Source organism: Bradyrhizobium sp. 14AA, from assembly GCF_054185205.1.
The window spans coordinates 109,726-124,265 of the sequence record NZ_JAVAYM010000007.1 but is presented as its reverse complement, the minus strand read 5'-3'; the positions used below and the strand labels follow the sequence as shown (position 1 = coordinate 124,265).

The following is a 14,540-nucleotide window of genomic DNA, read 5'->3' as shown; positions in this document are numbered from 1 at the left end:
GAACAACAAAAAGGGCGCTGAAATCAGCGCCCTTTTGCATCTCATTGAAGCCGCTTTCGCGGCGAATGCGACCGAAGCGATTAACGCTTCGAGAACTGGAAGGACCGGCGGGCCTTGGCCTTGCCGTACTTCTTACGCTCGACCACGCGCGAGTCGCGGGTGAGGAAGCCGCCCTTCTTGAGGACCGTGCGCAGCTCCGGCTCGAAATAGGTGAGCGCCTTGGAGATGCCGTGACGGACCGCGCCGGCCTGGCCGGACAGACCGCCACCGGCGACGGTGCAGATCACGTCGTACTGGCCGGAACGCGCGGCCACCGAGAACGGCTGCTCGATCATCATGCGCAGCACGGGACGAGCGAAATAGACCTCGACCTCGCGCGAGTTGACGGTGACCTTGCCGGCGCCCGGCTTGATCCACACGCGGGCGACTGCGTCCTTGCGCTTGCCGGTGGCATAGGCGCGGTTGAACTTGTCGACCTTCTTCTCGTGCTTCGGCGCGTCAGGCGCGGCCGCCGTCTTGAGCTGCGAGAGCTGGTCGAGCGACTGGATGGATTCGGCCATGTTATGCGGCCCTCGTGTTCTTGCGGTTCAACTTGGCGATGTCGATCTTCTCGGGCGTCTGAGCCTCGTGCGGATGATCGGCGCCGCCATAGACGCGGAGATTGCCCATCTGGACGCGACCGAGCGGGCCACGCGGGATCATGCGCTCGACGGCCTTCTCGAGCACGCGCTCGGGATGCTTGCCCTCGAGGATCTGGCGCGCGGTGCGCTCCTTGATGTGGCCGACATAGCCGGTGTGCTTGTAGTAGGTCTTCTGCTCGCGCTTGCGACCGGTCAGGACCGCATGCTGCGCGTTGATGATGATGACGTTGTCGCCGCAATCAACGTGCGGGGTGTAGGTCGGGAGGTGCTTGCCGCGCAGGCGCATGGCGACGATGGTGGCGAGGCGGCCGACGACCAGACCCTTGGCGTCGATCAGCACCCACTTCTTCGTCACCTCAGCCGGCTTTGCCGAAAAGGTTTTCATGTCAGAGTTTCCGTGGACGGGGAGCATCGGCGCGAACACCGCACCGGACTGCGCGGTTTTCTAAAGAAGGGACGCGCAACGGTCAATGCCCGAGGACGTAAATTACTTGATAAAAATCAATGGCTTAAAAATATGGTACCAAGGTACCTGCAAAAAGCTCAAACATTTGGAATGGAATAGGTCGAGGTGACGTGGGCGATGGGATCGGGTGAGGTCCCGGACAACAGGTTCACCTCGCCGACCGCCAGCCGCTTGCCGAGCTTGAGCAGCCGCGCCTCCGCCAGCACATCCTGGCCGGGCTGGCCCTTGCGCAGGAAGTTGATGTTGAGATTGGTGGTCACCGCGAGCCCGATCGGCCCGATCGCGGACAGGAGCACCACGTACATCGCGAAATCGGCCAGCGCCATCAGCGTCGGGCCGGATACGGTTCCGCCCGGCCGTAGCATCCGTTCGCTGTAGCGCTGGCGCAGCAGGCAGGTCTGGCCGTCGGCACTCTCGATCGTGATGTCGTCGCTGCTGAAGGCCTGGGGGAACTCGTCACGGAGAAACTGCTCGACCTCCGCCACGCTCATTTTCGCTAATGCCATGCTACCCCTCACCCTCGCTTCACGTCCCCTGTTACATTAAGTTATCTGCGTCATCCAATTGCAATAATCCAACGGAAACGCTCCGATGTCCGCCCAGGCCGCCCGCGCCCCCTCCCCGCAACCGCCGATCCTGCTGCGCGAGACCGCAGGCCCCATCGCGGTCCTGACGCTCAACCGCCCGGCCGCGCGCAACAGCCTGTCGGAGGCGATGATCGCAAGCCTGCATGCCGCCCTCAACGAGATCCGCGACGACAGCGCGATCCGCGGCGTCGTGATCGCGGCCAACGGTCCTGCCTTCTCCGCCGGCCACGACATGAAGGAACTCACCGCCCGCCGCGCCGACCCGGATCGCGGCCGCGCCTTCTTCGCCGAGATGATGAACGCCTGTAGCGCGATGATGCAGGCGATCGTGCATTTGCCGAAGCCCGTGGTCGCGGCCGTCCAGGGCATCGCGACCGCGGCCGGCTGCCAGATCGTGGCAAGCTGCGATCTCGCGATCGCCTCGGAAGTTGCGAAGTTCGCCACGCCCGGCGTCGATATCGGTCTGTTCTGCTCGACGCCGATGGTTGCGCTGTCGCGCAACGTCCCGCGCAAGCAGGCGATGGAGATGCTGCTGACGGGCGAGCCTGTCACGGCCGACCGTGCCCGCGAGATCGGCCTCGTCAACCGCGTGGTGCCCGCCGGCACCGAACTCGGCGCCGCGATCGAGCTCGCGCATCAGGTCGCGCTCAAATCGGCCTACACCGTCAAGCTCGGCAAGGAGGCGTTCTATCGCCAGGCCGAGATGAACCTTGCGGACGCCTATCGCTATGCGGCAGAGGTGATGACCGAGAACATGATGGCGCGCGACGCCGAGGAAGGCATCGGCGCCTTCATCGAGAAGCGCACGCCGACATGGCGGGATGAGTGACAACAAGAAAAGACGGCAAATGAACCACGACGCCTATCCCGACAATTACATCCGCAGCATCCTCAACAGCGTGAAGTCGATCGCGATGGTCGGCGCATCGCCGGTCAACGTGCGGCCGAGCTATTTCGCGTTCAAATATCTGGCGCAGCGCGGCTACGACATGATCCCGGTCAATCCCGGCCATGTCGGCAAGGATCTGCTCGGAAAGCCCTTCGTCGCCTCGCTGTCCGACATCGGCCGTCCCGTCGACATGATCGACATCTTCCGCAATTCCAGCCACATCATGCCCGTGGTCGAGGAAGCCCTCACGCTCGATCCCTTGCCGAAGGTGATCTGGATGCAGCTCGGCGCACGCGATGAGGCAGCAGCGGCGAAGGCCGAAGCGGTCGGTATCAAGGTGGTGATGAACCGCTGCCCCAAGATCGAATATGGCCGCTTGTCGTCCGAGATCTCCTGGATGGGCGTGAATTCGCGCACCCTGAGCTCCAAGCGCCCGCCGGCACCGACGCAGGGCATGCGTCTGTCCCTCAATCGGATGAGTGTCGGCGGCGGTGATACCGCGGCATCCGATCGCGCCGCCAAAAACAAGACCGAGCAGAGCTGACGCAATCCCGAAGGATTCGTTTCGCGAACGCGGCAATGCGTAGCACGATCGTTCCCAAACGATCTTGATGTGAAGCGGCGGCTTGACGACAGCCACGGCGCCCATCAGCATGCCGCGCGATTTCAGACCAAGAGAACAGGACGCCCTCAATGAGCGATCGCCTTCCGGGATTTTCCACCCTCGCCGTGCATGCCGGTGCACAGCCCGATCCGACCACCGGCGCGCGCGCGACTCCGATTTATCAAACCACCTCTTTCGTCTTCAACGATGCCGACCACGCCGCCTCGCTGTTCGGCCTGCAGGCGTTCGGCAACATCTATACCCGCATCGGCAACCCCACCAATGCGGTGCTGGAAGAGCGCGTCGCCGCGCTCGAAGGCGGCACCGCTGCGCTTGCGGTGGCCTCGGGCCATGCCGCGCAGGTCGTGGTGTTGCAGCAATTGCTGCAACCCGGCGACGAGTTCATCGCCGCGCGAAAACTCTATGGCGGCTCGATCAACCAGTTCACGCACGCATTCAAGAGCTTCGGCTGGAACGTGGTGTGGGCCGATCCCGATGACATCGCAAGCTTCGAGCGCGCGGTGACGCCGCGCACCAAGGCGATCTTCATCGAGTCCATCGCCAATCCCGCCGGCAGCATCACCGACATCGAGGCGGTCTCGACGGTGGCGCGCAAGGCGGGCGTGCCGCTGATCGTCGACAACACGCTGGCCTCGCCCTATCTGATCCGTCCGATCGACCACGGCGCCGACATCGTCGTGCACTCGCTGACGAAGTTTCTGGGCGGCCACGGCAATTCGCTCGGCGGCATCATCGTCGACGCCGGCACCTTCGACTGGTCGACCGGCGGCAAATATCCGATGCTGTCGGAGCCGCGGCCCGAATATCACGGCATCCGCCTCCAGGAGACCTTTGGCAATTTCGCCTTCGCGATCGCCTGCCGCGTGCTGGGCCTGCGCGACCTCGGTCCCGCGCTGTCGCCCTTCAACGCCTTCATGATCCTCACCGGCATCGAGACGCTGCCGCTGCGCATGCAGAAGCACTGCGACAACGCCAAGGCCGTCGCCGAATTCCTCGCCGGCCATCCGGCGGTGGCCTCGGTCAGCTATGCCGGCCTGCCAAGCGACAAGTACAACCAGCTCGCGCGCAAATACGCGCCGAAGGGCGCGGGCGCCGTGTTCACCTTCAGCCTGAAGGGCGGCTATGACGCCGGCGTCAGCCTGGTGTCGAAACTGCAGCTGTTCTCGCACCTCGCCAATGTCGGCGACACCCGCTCGCTCGTCATCCACCCCGCCTCGACCACCCACAGCCAGCTCGACGACGCCGCCAAGGTGAAGTCCGGCGCCGGCCCCGACGTGGTGCGGCTCTCGGTCGGCATCGAGGACAAGGAAGATCTGATCGCCGATCTGGAGCAGGCGCTGGGGGCATAATCATCGCTGTCATTCCGGGATGGTCCGAAGGACCAGACCTCAGGTGCGCAATTGCGCACCGGGGAATCTCGAGATTCTCAGGTGCGCAATTGCGCACCATAGTTCGGTGCTTCGCACCGCCCCGGAATGACCGCGACCGTTTTCGGCGACCGCCGGTTAACAGTCATTAACCATATCTGCCCCATACATCGTCTTTGGATCGCCCCTTTGATTCGGAGCTGACGATGCTGCGCTGGATGGTGCCTGCCCTTGCGGCGATGCTGACGGTTTCAGCTGCCGTTGCCGCCGACTTGCCGGCCACGGCGAAGCGGCGGGCCGCCGTGCCGCCGCCGGAGCCGCCGCAGGTCTATGTCGATACCGATCCGGATGCGCTGATCTCACCGGCCTATGGCATCGGCAGCTACATCCGCAACCTGCCCGGCACGCCGCTCCTGCCCGGCTCCAACACCTTGCCGGGCTATTACGGCCGGCCCTGGAGCTACGATTATCAGGGCCCGTATTACGGCGGGAAGCAGGTCGACTATTTCTGGCGCCTGCCCTACGCGTGCGGCATCTACGGCTATTGCTGATCAGCCGGGCTGACTGAGCGGAACCGCACGCGGCTGCGCTTCCGTCGAGTGCCGCGAAGCCAGCCGCTCAACCTGCATCACCGCAAGCGTCAGCACTGCGATCGCGACCGCCTGGTGCGAAAGCGCAAGGTCAATCGGCACCTGATTGAGCAGCGTGAGGATGCCGAGCACAGCCTGCAGGGTCACCGCTGCAAACAGCCAGAGCGCGCCGCTCGCGGCTGAGCCTGCGCGCGAGCGCACGGCGTCGATGGCGTGCAGCGCCGCCAGCGCGAACAGCGCATAGGCGGCCATGCGGTGCTCGAACTGCACGGTCAGCACATTGTCGAACATGTTGCGCCACCACGGCGTCTCGAACCACAGCCGCTCGCTCGAGGGAATGAACGCGCCGTCGATCTGCGGCCAGGTGTTGTAGGCGCGCCCGGCGCGCAGGCCCGCAACCAGCGCACCGAAATAGATCTGCACGAAGGTCATGACGAGCAGCAGCGCGCTGGTGAAGCGCAGCCGCGCAGAAACCGCGATCCGCGGCCGCTCCTTGAGCCGCCGCACCGTCCAGATGATGCCGGCAAAGATCAGCAGCGCGAGCAGCAGATGCGTCGCCAGCCGGTATTGCGAGACCTCGACGCGTTCGGTCAGGCCCGAGGCCACCATCCACCAGCCGACCGCGCCCTGAAGGCCCCCGAGCGCGAACAGCAGCCACAGCCGCCGCTTCAGCTCACCCGACAGGCCGCCGCGCCAGAGGAAGAACAGGAACGGCAGCAGATAGGCGACGCCAATGACGCGGCCGAGCAGCCGGTGGCTCCACTCCCACCAGAAGATCTCCTTGAACTCCGACAGGCTCATGCCGGCGTTGAGCTCGCGATATTGCGGGATCTTCTTGTAGGCATCGAACGCCTCGGTCCACTGCGCCTGCGAGAGCGGCGGTATGCTGCCGGTGACCGGCTTCCATTCGACGATCGACAGGCCGGATTCCGTCAGCCGCGTCGCGCCGCCGACCAGCACCATCAGCGCGATCAAAGCGGCCACGGAGATCAGCCACCAGCGCACGGCGCGATGCGGGTTCGTTGGAGTGGAAATCGTCGTCATTCGGAGCAAAAACCAGACTTGAACCGGACTGCGTGCCCCTTATAGTCCCCCGCTTCCGCAGCGCAAGTTACGCGAAAGCCGCAGCATTCCGCCCATGACGATCCGCACCCGCAAGTTCCTCGGCACCATCCTGCTTCTGGTGCTGGCCACCGTCTGGGCCCTGCTCGGCATGGCCGCGGCGCAGATGCCGTGGATCGCCGAGTCCGGTTGGCGGCAGGCGATCTATTACGTCGTGGTCGGCATGGGCTGGGTGCTGCCTGCGATGCCGATCGTGAGCTGGATGCAGCGTCCGGATCGCGCCAAATCTAATTCGTAGCACTGCCCGTCGGCTTCACCGGCGCAAAGCCAACACCCGACACCAGCCCACGCAGCACCCGCAGCGAGCGCACCCGGCCGTCCCAGGAAATCCGCGGCAGCGCGCGCAGGTTGGTGCGCCCCTCCGCGTCCACGATGCCTGATATCGTCGAAACCGCGCTGGCAAACCCGGCCTCCTCGGCCATCACGACGTGGCTGCGCCGGAACGAAGCGCGATCACCGAACGGAAAGGCGAGATGCCTGATCTCGCGGTGGAAGGCCGCTTCCGCCACCGCCTTGCCCATCGTCATCTCGCGCAGCGCCGCCGCGTCCTTCATGTTGGCGAGAACCGGATAGTTCACGGTCGCGCTGCCGATCGTGACGAGCGGATCGGCCGCGAGCTTCGCCAGATCCTCCCAATCCATCGACGCCTCGCGCGAGAGCGCGGCGAGGTCGATCCGGTAGCGCGTGCAGAGATCGGCGATCGCGGCCGACAAATCCGCCGGCGGCAGTGAACGCAGCCAGCTCTCGAGATGCGAAAACAGCGCCTGCTTCTGGGCATTGCCGGTGACGGTGAAGCGCTGCTCCTCCTCGCCCATCATCAGGCTGATGCGGCTCTCGCGCGCGATCAGCTGCTCGAGGGCGAGCCACCAGGCTTCACCGACGCCGTCGGGAAACGCCGTAGGCACATAGACGGTGAACGGCACGGCGTGGCGCGCCAGCACCGGATAGGCGAAATCGATCAGGTCCTTGTTCGCGCCGTCGAAGGTGAGCGCCACGAAGCGCCGCTGCTCCGGCAGCGTCACCGCGCGCCGGCAGACCTCGTCCATGCCGAGAAAATCGTAACGCCACCGCTTCAGCGCGCGAATGGCGCGGTCGAGGAATTGCGGCGTGATCTCGTTCGCGCGCAGCGGCTGAAACCCGCCGCGACGCCTCGGCCGCACATGGGCAAAACGCAGGATGGCGCCGGCACCACGACTGCGCAGCGCAGCCTGGCCGCTGAACCAGGTCAGCTCGAGGCGCAGCCGCTCAAGCCATCTGTCGTCCGATGCCAATATGCCCACCTTCGCGCCAGCCGGCGCCCGTTCCCTCTCTCATTGTCATTACCCTTTGTTGACATTTCTTTGCAAAGGTCCGCCACAGGCCGAAATACCTATATTTTTGATTTCTCGACAGGTTTCGCGAATGACCATGGCTGCGGCGATGCAAAGCCGGACGGCAGAAGCGCCAGCGCGGTCGAAAGCGAGCCGCATCGCCCGTGTCGATATCGTCACCGATCTCGGCGCGACCGAGGCGATCTGGCGTTCCTTCGAGGAAGCCGGTCACCTCTTCACGCCCTATCAGCGGTTCGATCTGCTCAGCCCCTGGCAGCGTCTGGTCGGCGAACACGAGGGCGCCAAGCCGTTCATCGTGATTGCCCGTGACGCCGAGCACAAGCCGCTGCTGTTGCTGCCGCTGTCGCTGCGCCAAAGCCACGGCGTGCGCACCGCCTGCTTCATGGGCGGCAAGCACACGACGTTCAACATGGGGCTGTGGGACGCCGAGTTTGCGGCGCAGATCTCTGCCGGCGATCTCGACTCCCTCCTTGCCGCCCTGCGCCCGCATGTCGACGTGCTCGCGCTGACGCAGCAGCCGCTGCGCTGGAACGACCAGCAGAATCCGTTCGCGGCTTTGCCGCGGCAGAGCGCGATCAACGGTTGCCCGCTGCTGGCGATGGAGCCCGGCGGCCCGCCCGCGTCGCGGATCAGCAACTCCTTCCGCCGCCGCCTCAAGAGCAAGGAGAAGAAGCTCCAGGCGCTCGCCGGCTATCGCTATCACCTCGCCACGACGGACGCCGACGTCACCCGCCTGCTCGACTGGTTCTTCCGCGTCAAGCCGGCGCGGATGGCCGAGCAGAAGCTCCCCAACGTCTTCGCCGAGCCGGGCGTCGAACAATTCGTCCGCAGCGCTTGCCTGGCGCCGCGCGGCGAAGGCCGCGTCATCGACATCCACGCGCTCGAATGCGACGACGAGGTGATCGCGATCTTCGCAGGCGTCGCCGACGGCCAACGCTTCTCGATGATGTTCAACACCTACACGATGTCCGAGCACGCCCGCTACAGCCCCGGGCTGATCCTGATGCGCTACATCATCGACCGCTACGGCGAGCGTGGCTACCGCTCGCTCGACCTCGGCATCGGCTCGGACGACTACAAGCGGATGTTCTGCAAGGACCACGAAGAGATCTTCGACAGCTTTGTTCCGTTGACCTCGCGCGGAAAACTCGCGGCGATGGCGATGTCCTCGCTGAGCCACGGCAAGCGGCTGGTGAAGCAGAACCAGATGCTGTTCGATCTGGCGCGGCGGCTGCGGCAGGCGTTCGGGTAGCGCCGAAGTCTCGTCGAAAATCTCGCCACTCGCGAGCTGCCCTTCCCTTCTCCCCTTGTGGGAGAAGGTGGCGCGAAGCGCCGGATGAGGGGTATTTGTCCTCAGACTCAAGAGACAATTGGACTCGCGGAGAGAGACCCCTCACCCGTCTCGCCGCTAGCGCGGCGAGCCACCCTCTCCCACAAGGGGAAAATCCATCAAAAGAAAATCCCCAACAAATTCAGCATACTAAAGCCATTTCAACAGTTTATGTACTCCAAACGATAGAAAATCAGTATACATCAAAGTATACTCAGGGCTCGACCAAACCAAAGACCTGAGCCCATGACCAAATCAGATCAAGCAGTGACCATTCCTTACGGCATCCAGCAGAGCGGCTGGTGGCATTACTTCCGCCGCGTCCCGCTTCACATGCAAGAACTCGACAAGGCGCACAAGCGCTTCGTCAAGGCGGCCACGAAGATCAGGGTCGAGGACGATCCGAAAGGCCGCGCCGCGCGCAAGGCCATCGAGATAATCAACAACGAGACCGAAGCCTACTGGCGCGACCTAGTGGCCGGTCGCAATGCCGATGCACGCAAGCGCTACCGGCTCGGCGTCAAGCGGGCGCAACAGCTCGGCTTTACCTACGCTTCGCATCAGGATGTCGCCACCAGCATCCAGCTCGATCAGGTGCTCCGGCGCATCGAGACGCTGGACAAGACAGGCTGGCGCGATCCGGTGACGCAGGATGCGATGCTCGGCGGCACCTTGCAGGCATCATCGGTGCTGCTGTCTGAATTGGTCGATCAGTACATGCGCCTGCCGAGCGTGCTGCTGTCATCGAAATCGGGCGGCCTGAAGGGCAAGAGCGAGGAGCAAATCGCCAAATTCCGCAAGCATCGTGAGAAGGCGATCGAGCTGCTGATCGCGCAGATCGGCGACAAGGACATTCTTGCCGTCAGCGCCGCAGACGCCAACAAATTCACCGATTGGTATTTGCAGTACATCACGATCAACGCGCTCGGCACCGATGGACCGCGCAAGCATATCGACGTCATCCGCAAGATGATCCGTTCGATTTGCGAGCGTGATCGGCTCACCGATCCCGACGTGTGGGGCAAAAACCCGTTCCCGCGCCATGAAGGCAAGCGCAACGCCTTCTCAATCGCGTTCGTCAGGGACACGATACTCGCGCCCGGCGCGCTCGATGGCATGAAGCCGACCGACCGTGACCTGCTCTACGTGCTGGCCGATACGGGTGCGCGGCTCTCCGAGATTTGCCATCTGCGCAAGCCGTTTATCCATGTCGGGCCGAAGCACAACATTCCGCACATCAGCATCAGGCCAGTGGGGCGGCAGCTAAAATCCAAAAACGCGATCCGCGACGTCCCCCTGATCGGCGTCGCGCTGGAGGCGATGCGGCGCAACCCGGACGGCTGGCCGCAGTACCGCGACAATGCCAGCGCAGCATCGAAAGAGATCAACCGATGGATCAAGAGGCTGCTTCCTGCCGATGCCGAGATCAGCGAAAGCGACGATGAAAACAAGGAAGGCACCTGCCTTCACGCATTGCGCCACACCTTCAAGGATCGCTTGCGGGAGGTTCGCGCCGAGGACGAGATGAAGGTGGCGCTGATGGGGCAAGATGTCGGCAACACCGGCAAGACGCCCGATTACGGCAATGGCTATTCGCTCGAAACCAAGGCGGAAGTCATGGCTATGATCGATTTCGTCGCATCAAGCGGCACGGTTTGATTTCTTGCTTGCGGTTTTAAGCAAGTGCGCGCAGGATTAGCGCAGCTCTTGGGTCCGTGCGCGCTAGCTAAAGGGTCGTGCCTCTTGAGGCAGCGACATCGCGAAAACCCCAAGCCCAGCGCCCGAAGCTGGTACACGGTGATGAGCAACCCCTTTCAGAGTTTTTGGAAGCGGAGCCACGCCCGTGAGCAGCCAGCCTTGGCAATTCAAGCCGCGCGAAATCCGTCGCGCCATTCGATCCGTCCAATCTGCGGGACTTGAGGTCGCGCAGGTCGAGGTCGGACGCGGCGGCCAGATTGTCATCAACATTCGTCAGCCAGCACCCGCGCAGCAGCAGGTTGCCGCCGATGCCGACGCCAATCCGCGCTGACGGCGCTTTGCCGACCATGTCGGCGGATTCGCCGATCACCGAAGAGAGCATCAGGCGCGCCCTGCTCGTGGTGGCGCGCGTGATCACCGAGTGCAACAGGCCGGAATATGGTCCGCTGCTGGAGCGGTTGGAGCGCGAATTGCAGATGTACAAAGAGGCACGCGACCCGGTCTCGCGGGCGCGCGCGATCCTGCAAGCCTACGACACTGCCGCGTCGCGGCCGGCCGCGACGGCTGCGCCAGGCAGCGGAAAGACCAAGAGCAAGGCTGCCACCGATGGCACAGTATTTTGAAACAGGTACCAAAAAAGGTCGTGGCATGGCGCAGCGGTCCCTCGATCTGATCGAGGCGATGCGCGCTGTGACCGAGGTCGCGCAACCGATCACCGGTCGCGGCGTCGGGTACAAGCTGTTCACTCAGGGCCTCATTCCATCCATGGCGAGAGCGGAGATGCAGCGGGTGTACCGCCTGCTGCTGAAGGCGCGCGAGGAGGGCATCATTCCGTGGGAGTGGATCGTTGACGAAACCCGCGCAATGGAGCGGGTGCCAACATGGGCCAACCCCACCGAGTACGCCGAAGCCACTGCGCGCGACTATCGCCGCGACTTCTGGGATCAACAGCCCCGTCGGGTCGAGGTCTGGTCCGAGAAGGGCACCGTGCGCGGCGTGCTTCAGCCGGTGCTCGATCACTACGCCGTTGGCTTCCGCGTGATGCACGGATTTAGCGGCGCGACCACGATCTACGCCGTTGCTCAGGATTACGACGGCCGCGAGCTTGTTGTGCTGTACGTCGGGGACTTCGACCCGAGCGGCATGTACATGTCCGAGCAGGACCTGCCCGACCGCCTTGCCCGATATGATGGCGACCACATCGAGCTAACACGGATCGCGCTGAAGGTTGACCAACTGGAGGGCCTGCCGTCGTTCCCGGCCACCGACAAGCGGAAGGACCCGCGCTACCAGTGGTTCATCGCCAACCATGGGCGTCACTGCTGGGAGCTTGACGCCATGGACCCGAACGATCTGCGCGATTGCGTCGAACAGGCGATCATCGACCTGATCGAGCCTGTGGCGTGGCAACGATGCGAGGTCGTCAACAGAGCAGAGCAGGAATCCCTCAAGACCATCCTCGAACAATGGCCGCGCCAGGGCGCTGGGACACCAACATGAGGAGCGAGCCGAACGTGACCCACCACCAATAGCGAAACGCGGGCGCTTACCGGCACCCGCGCTCCAAAGAACACATCCACTCCTGATCCAGCCGGGCGGGCGGACATCAGGATCGATCAACCCCCTCAGGCACCGAAAGCCACGGAGGAGTGTGCCGATGTCTAAGACAACTCAGTCCCGCCCGCAAGATCATCACGACGACACCGCGGACATCGCGAGCAGTGGTCCGCGCGAGGTCACATCGCTTAAGGACCGCGAGCAATTTCGTAGCGCTCTTGCCGCATCTGACCTTTCCCGCGTGGCGCTCAAGCTGGCCCTCCAGATCAGTTGCCATTTCAACGGCAAGACCGGCCGCTGTGATCCCGGCCTTCTGAAGCTCGCCGAGGAGGTCAAGATACCGCCGCGCACGGTCGAGCGGGCAGCCGCTGAACTCAAGAAAGGTCGCTGGATCGTGGTCGAGCAAAACAGGACCGATCGCGATGCCAACGCTCAAATCCGCATGTTCATCCCGACCGGACTGCCCGCCAACATAGTGGCGGACACTCCAACGGAAGCGCCCGCCAACATAGTGGCGGACAGTCCGGCATCGGACTGCCCGCCAAAAAACGCCCGACTGCCCGCCAAAAAACGCCCGACTGCCCGCCAATACGGTGGCGGGACAGAAGAACAGTTTGAACAGTTTGAACAGGAGCGCGGCGAAGCCGCCGCGCGCGCCTCCCGTGTCGATAGAGACAGTGCTTCCAACGACACCTTCGTTGACGCGCCAGTTCCCGAGCCGCCAGCACCTGTGTCGGGCGCTCTCGCGCCGACAGAACCAGACGAACATCAATCAACATCATCACCACCGAACCCATCGCGACAATCTCCCCATCGCGACAATCCCGAAGCCCCAATGGGTCGTGCCGCGCACGCGGACCTCGATGAGCAGTTCGCGAGCCTCAAGCGCGTCTACCCGCCCTCGCGCGTTGGCGACGAGGAAGCTGCCTTCCGGGTGTTCTGCGCCACGATTGGTGGGCGTCCGCTGTTGGATGTCATGGAGGGCGTGCACACCGTGATGATTGAGAGCCCGGAGGTGCCGCCGCTCGCCGAGGCGCTGCAGATCGCTGCGCGCAGGCAAGCCGCGCAGGAGCGGCTGCACTGACAACCAGCGAGAGGAGAGGAGGACGACCATGAACTTCGTTTACAACGATGGCGGCAGAGCAGCCGCAGGCTTCAAGGGCCGCGCCGGTGACTGTGTCGCTCGCGCCATCGCCATTGCTTCGGGTCGCGACTACGCGACTGTGTACAACGAACTGGCGGCGGGCAACGCTGCGCAGCATGTCACAATGCGGTCGCCCAAGAAGCGCGGACGGACAGCGCGTGACGGTATCAGCACGAAGCGCAAGTGGTTCAAGGACTACATGCAAAGCCAAGGCTTTGTGTGGACGTCTACCATGGCCATTGGATCAGGCTGCAAGGTGCATCTGCGGGAAGATGAGCTACCCAAGGGCCGCCTCGTGGTCTCCGTCAGCAAGCACTGCGTCGCCGTGATTGACGGTGTCATCCACGATACCCACGATCCCGGACGCGACGGCACGCGCTGCGTTTACGGCTACTGGACGCACGCGCAGAGGAGCTGACATGGGCCGACACGAACGCCGCGCGGACCTCGCCCGCTTCCGCCGCGACGCATCACGCCGCGACCTGCTAACTTTTCTGGTCGAGCCGGATGATGCTCGCCTCTCCAAAGCGCCGCTGTTGCAACGCACGGCCAGCAACTGGCTCGATGCCCTCTCGACGCGGGTCAGACATTGCATCGTCTGCAGTTCGTGGCTGGTGGACAGGCAGCATGTCGGCGCATTGCTGCTAGCGACATCAGCGACGGTCCGGCCGACATCGGCCAGTGCATGCGGCGTCTGCCGGGAGTGCTGGAGTGCCGATCTTGGCCTTGAGGTGCTCGAACGTGCGGCCACCACCGCGTTGCAGGCGGCGGTGCCCAAAGGCGTGTTCGCGCCGTTGAGCACGCGCACGTGAAGTCGCTTCGCACCAGCGACCTCAGGCATGCGGACCCGGTCGGCTGGGGCCATGGCCGGACGCCAGCCGTGCAACTGGTAATCGATGAGAGAAATCATCTGCTGGCCGAGGCGGCGAAGTTCTTTCCGGGGGCCGGTGACCGCGAAGTGGCACGGAGGCTCCGCACCGCATGTCTACGCTATCAGGCAGGCGCATGGCGGCGAGAGCAAGCGGCGTTGACCTGTCCCGAGCGCCATGTCGACAAGCTCGGCGGTCTGCTGTGGCAACTCTTGAAGGGGAAAGATCACACGCCTTCCGAGGCGACGATCAGGGCCGCGCTATATCGTAGTCGCCGCGCCGCATGGGCTACTCCCTAGCCAATCGATGTGATCCGCTTCCACC

Annotated in this window: 19 protein-coding genes; 14 read left to right on the top strand and 5 right to left on the bottom strand. The window is 63.9% G+C overall.

Annotated elements, in window-relative coordinates; translation table 11 throughout:
* Positions 1-80 precede the first annotated feature (80 nt).
* From rpsI to RAD15_RS15350, 3 genes are all read right to left on the bottom strand, one after another.
* Entirely contained in the window at positions 81-560 is a 480-nt protein-coding gene (gene rpsI, locus RAD15_RS15360) for a 30S ribosomal protein S9 (protein WP_007611021.1), read from the bottom strand.
* Between the two features lies 1 nt (position 561).
* A complete protein-coding gene (gene rplM, locus RAD15_RS15355; RefSeq protein WP_091965253.1) occupies positions 562-1,026 on the bottom strand; it encodes a 50S ribosomal protein L13 in 465 nt (154 codons plus the stop codon).
* Between the two features lie 158 nt (positions 1,027-1,184).
* Positions 1,185-1,613 carry a PaaI family thioesterase gene (locus tag RAD15_RS15350; protein ID WP_458178792.1) on the bottom strand — a complete coding sequence of 143 codons (429 nt, stop codon included), beginning with the start codon at positions 1,611-1,613 and terminating at the stop codon, positions 1,185-1,187.
* Between the two features lie 85 nt (positions 1,614-1,698).
* Between RAD15_RS15350 and RAD15_RS15345 the strand changes: the two genes are divergently transcribed.
* The 4 genes from RAD15_RS15345 (at position 1,699) to RAD15_RS15330 (ending at position 5,126) form a co-directional block, all read left to right on the top strand.
* Positions 1,699-2,523, top strand: coding sequence for an enoyl-CoA hydratase (locus tag RAD15_RS15345; protein ID WP_458178790.1), 825 nt, complete (start codon positions 1,699-1,701; stop codon positions 2,521-2,523).
* 19 nt (positions 2,524-2,542) lie between these two features.
* The gene (locus RAD15_RS15340) at positions 2,543-3,127 is read left to right on the top strand and encodes a CoA-binding protein (protein ID WP_458178788.1); all 585 of its coding nucleotides are present in this window, start codon (positions 2,543-2,545) and stop codon (positions 3,125-3,127) included.
* A 149-nt stretch (positions 3,128-3,276) separates the two neighbouring features.
* On the top strand, positions 3,277-4,557 hold the full coding sequence (locus tag RAD15_RS15335) for an O-acetylhomoserine aminocarboxypropyltransferase (protein WP_458178786.1): 1,281 nt from the start codon (positions 3,277-3,279) through the stop codon (positions 4,555-4,557).
* Between the two features lie 224 nt (positions 4,558-4,781).
* On the top strand, positions 4,782-5,126 hold the full coding sequence (locus tag RAD15_RS15330) for a hypothetical protein (protein WP_458178784.1): 345 nt from the start codon (positions 4,782-4,784) through the stop codon (positions 5,124-5,126).
* Here RAD15_RS15330 and RAD15_RS15325 read toward each other — a convergent pair whose 3' ends face one another.
* Complete coding sequence (locus RAD15_RS15325) at positions 5,127-6,209, bottom strand: COX15/CtaA family protein (protein ID WP_458178782.1); 1,083 nt, start codon at positions 6,207-6,209, stop codon at positions 5,127-5,129. It lies immediately after the preceding gene.
* A gap of 94 nt (positions 6,210-6,303) precedes the next feature.
* Between RAD15_RS15325 and RAD15_RS15320 the strand changes: the two genes are divergently transcribed.
* Positions 6,304-6,525, top strand: a complete 222-nt coding sequence (locus RAD15_RS15320) for a DUF2842 domain-containing protein (protein WP_458178780.1) — start codon at positions 6,304-6,306, stop codon at positions 6,523-6,525.
* Here the strand turns inward: RAD15_RS15320 and RAD15_RS15315 are convergent.
* Entirely contained in the window at positions 6,515-7,558 is a 1,044-nt protein-coding gene (locus RAD15_RS15315) for a polysaccharide deacetylase family protein (protein ID WP_458178778.1), read from the bottom strand. The two genes, RAD15_RS15320 and RAD15_RS15315, sit on opposite strands and share 11 nt — an antisense overlap.
* Before the next feature lie 130 nt (positions 7,559-7,688).
* Between RAD15_RS15315 and RAD15_RS15310 the strand changes: the two genes are divergently transcribed.
* From RAD15_RS15310 to RAD15_RS15270, 9 genes are all read left to right on the top strand, one after another.
* The gene (locus tag RAD15_RS15310) at positions 7,689-8,870 is read left to right on the top strand and encodes a GNAT family N-acetyltransferase (RefSeq protein ID WP_458178776.1); all 1,182 of its coding nucleotides are present in this window, start codon (positions 7,689-7,691) and stop codon (positions 8,868-8,870) included.
* Between the two features lie 324 nt (positions 8,871-9,194).
* Positions 9,195-10,607 carry a hypothetical protein gene (locus RAD15_RS15305; RefSeq protein ID WP_458178774.1) on the top strand — a complete coding sequence of 471 codons (1,413 nt, stop codon included), beginning with the start codon at positions 9,195-9,197 and terminating at the stop codon, positions 10,605-10,607.
* A gap of 184 nt (positions 10,608-10,791) precedes the next feature.
* A complete protein-coding gene (locus RAD15_RS15300; RefSeq protein WP_458178772.1) occupies positions 10,792-10,977 on the top strand; it encodes a hypothetical protein in 186 nt (61 codons plus the stop codon).
* Entirely contained in the window at positions 10,955-11,269 is a 315-nt protein-coding gene (locus tag RAD15_RS15295; protein ID WP_458178770.1) for a hypothetical protein, read from the top strand. The genes RAD15_RS15300 and RAD15_RS15295 overlap by 23 nt, the downstream gene beginning before the upstream one ends.
* A complete protein-coding gene (locus RAD15_RS15290; protein ID WP_458178768.1) occupies positions 11,253-12,146 on the top strand; it encodes a hypothetical protein in 894 nt (297 codons plus the stop codon). Before RAD15_RS15295 ends, RAD15_RS15290 begins: the two co-directional genes overlap by 17 nt.
* Positions 12,147-12,303: 157 nt before the next feature.
* On the top strand, positions 12,304-13,287 hold the full coding sequence (locus RAD15_RS15285) for a hypothetical protein (RefSeq protein ID WP_458178766.1): 984 nt from the start codon (positions 12,304-12,306) through the stop codon (positions 13,285-13,287).
* Positions 13,288-13,315: 28 nt separating this feature from the next.
* On the top strand, positions 13,316-13,765 hold the full coding sequence (locus RAD15_RS15280) for a hypothetical protein (RefSeq protein ID WP_458178764.1): 450 nt from the start codon (positions 13,316-13,318) through the stop codon (positions 13,763-13,765).
* Between the two features lies 1 nt (position 13,766).
* Positions 13,767-14,159, top strand: a complete 393-nt coding sequence (locus tag RAD15_RS15275) for a hypothetical protein (RefSeq protein WP_458178762.1) — start codon at positions 13,767-13,769, stop codon at positions 14,157-14,159.
* A 68-nt stretch (positions 14,160-14,227) separates the two neighbouring features.
* Complete coding sequence (locus RAD15_RS15270; RefSeq protein WP_458178760.1) at positions 14,228-14,515, top strand: hypothetical protein; 288 nt, start codon at positions 14,228-14,230, stop codon at positions 14,513-14,515.
* Positions 14,516-14,540 lie beyond the last annotated feature (25 nt).

Bases quoted from the DNA above. Each gene is read 5' to 3' on its own strand.
- RAD15_RS15325 (WP_458178782.1), bottom strand. From the start codon at position 6,209: ATGACGACGATTTCCACTCCAACGAACCCGCATCGCGCCGTGCGCTGG.
- rplM (WP_091965253.1), bottom strand. From the start codon at position 1,026: ATGAAAACCTTTTCGGCAAAGCCGGCTGAGGTGACGAAGAAGTGGGTG.
- RAD15_RS15330 (WP_458178784.1), top strand. From the start codon at position 4,782: ATGCTGCGCTGGATGGTGCCTGCCCTTGCGGCGATGCTGACGGTTTCA.
- RAD15_RS15305 (WP_458178774.1), top strand. From the start codon at position 9,195: ATGACCAAATCAGATCAAGCAGTGACCATTCCTTACGGCATCCAGCAG.
- RAD15_RS15320 (WP_458178780.1), top strand. From the start codon at position 6,304: ATGACGATCCGCACCCGCAAGTTCCTCGGCACCATCCTGCTTCTGGTG.
- RAD15_RS15290 (WP_458178768.1), top strand. From the start codon at position 11,253: ATGGCACAGTATTTTGAAACAGGTACCAAAAAAGGTCGTGGCATGGCG.
- RAD15_RS15350 (WP_458178792.1), bottom strand. From the start codon at position 1,613: ATGGCATTAGCGAAAATGAGCGTGGCGGAGGTCGAGCAGTTTCTCCGT.
- RAD15_RS15335 (WP_458178786.1), top strand. From the start codon at position 3,277: ATGAGCGATCGCCTTCCGGGATTTTCCACCCTCGCCGTGCATGCCGGT.
- RAD15_RS15275 (WP_458178762.1), top strand. From the start codon at position 13,767: ATGGGCCGACACGAACGCCGCGCGGACCTCGCCCGCTTCCGCCGCGAC.
- RAD15_RS15310 (WP_458178776.1), top strand. From the start codon at position 7,689: ATGACCATGGCTGCGGCGATGCAAAGCCGGACGGCAGAAGCGCCAGCG.
- RAD15_RS15285 (WP_458178766.1), top strand. From the start codon at position 12,304: ATGTCTAAGACAACTCAGTCCCGCCCGCAAGATCATCACGACGACACC.
- RAD15_RS15280 (WP_458178764.1), top strand. From the start codon at position 13,316: ATGAACTTCGTTTACAACGATGGCGGCAGAGCAGCCGCAGGCTTCAAG.
- RAD15_RS15340 (WP_458178788.1), top strand. From the start codon at position 2,543: ATGAACCACGACGCCTATCCCGACAATTACATCCGCAGCATCCTCAAC.
- RAD15_RS15345 (WP_458178790.1), top strand. From the start codon at position 1,699: ATGTCCGCCCAGGCCGCCCGCGCCCCCTCCCCGCAACCGCCGATCCTG.
- rpsI (WP_007611021.1), bottom strand. From the start codon at position 560: ATGGCCGAATCCATCCAGTCGCTCGACCAGCTCTCGCAGCTCAAGACG.
- RAD15_RS15295 (WP_458178770.1), top strand. From the start codon at position 10,955: ATGCCGACGCCAATCCGCGCTGACGGCGCTTTGCCGACCATGTCGGCG.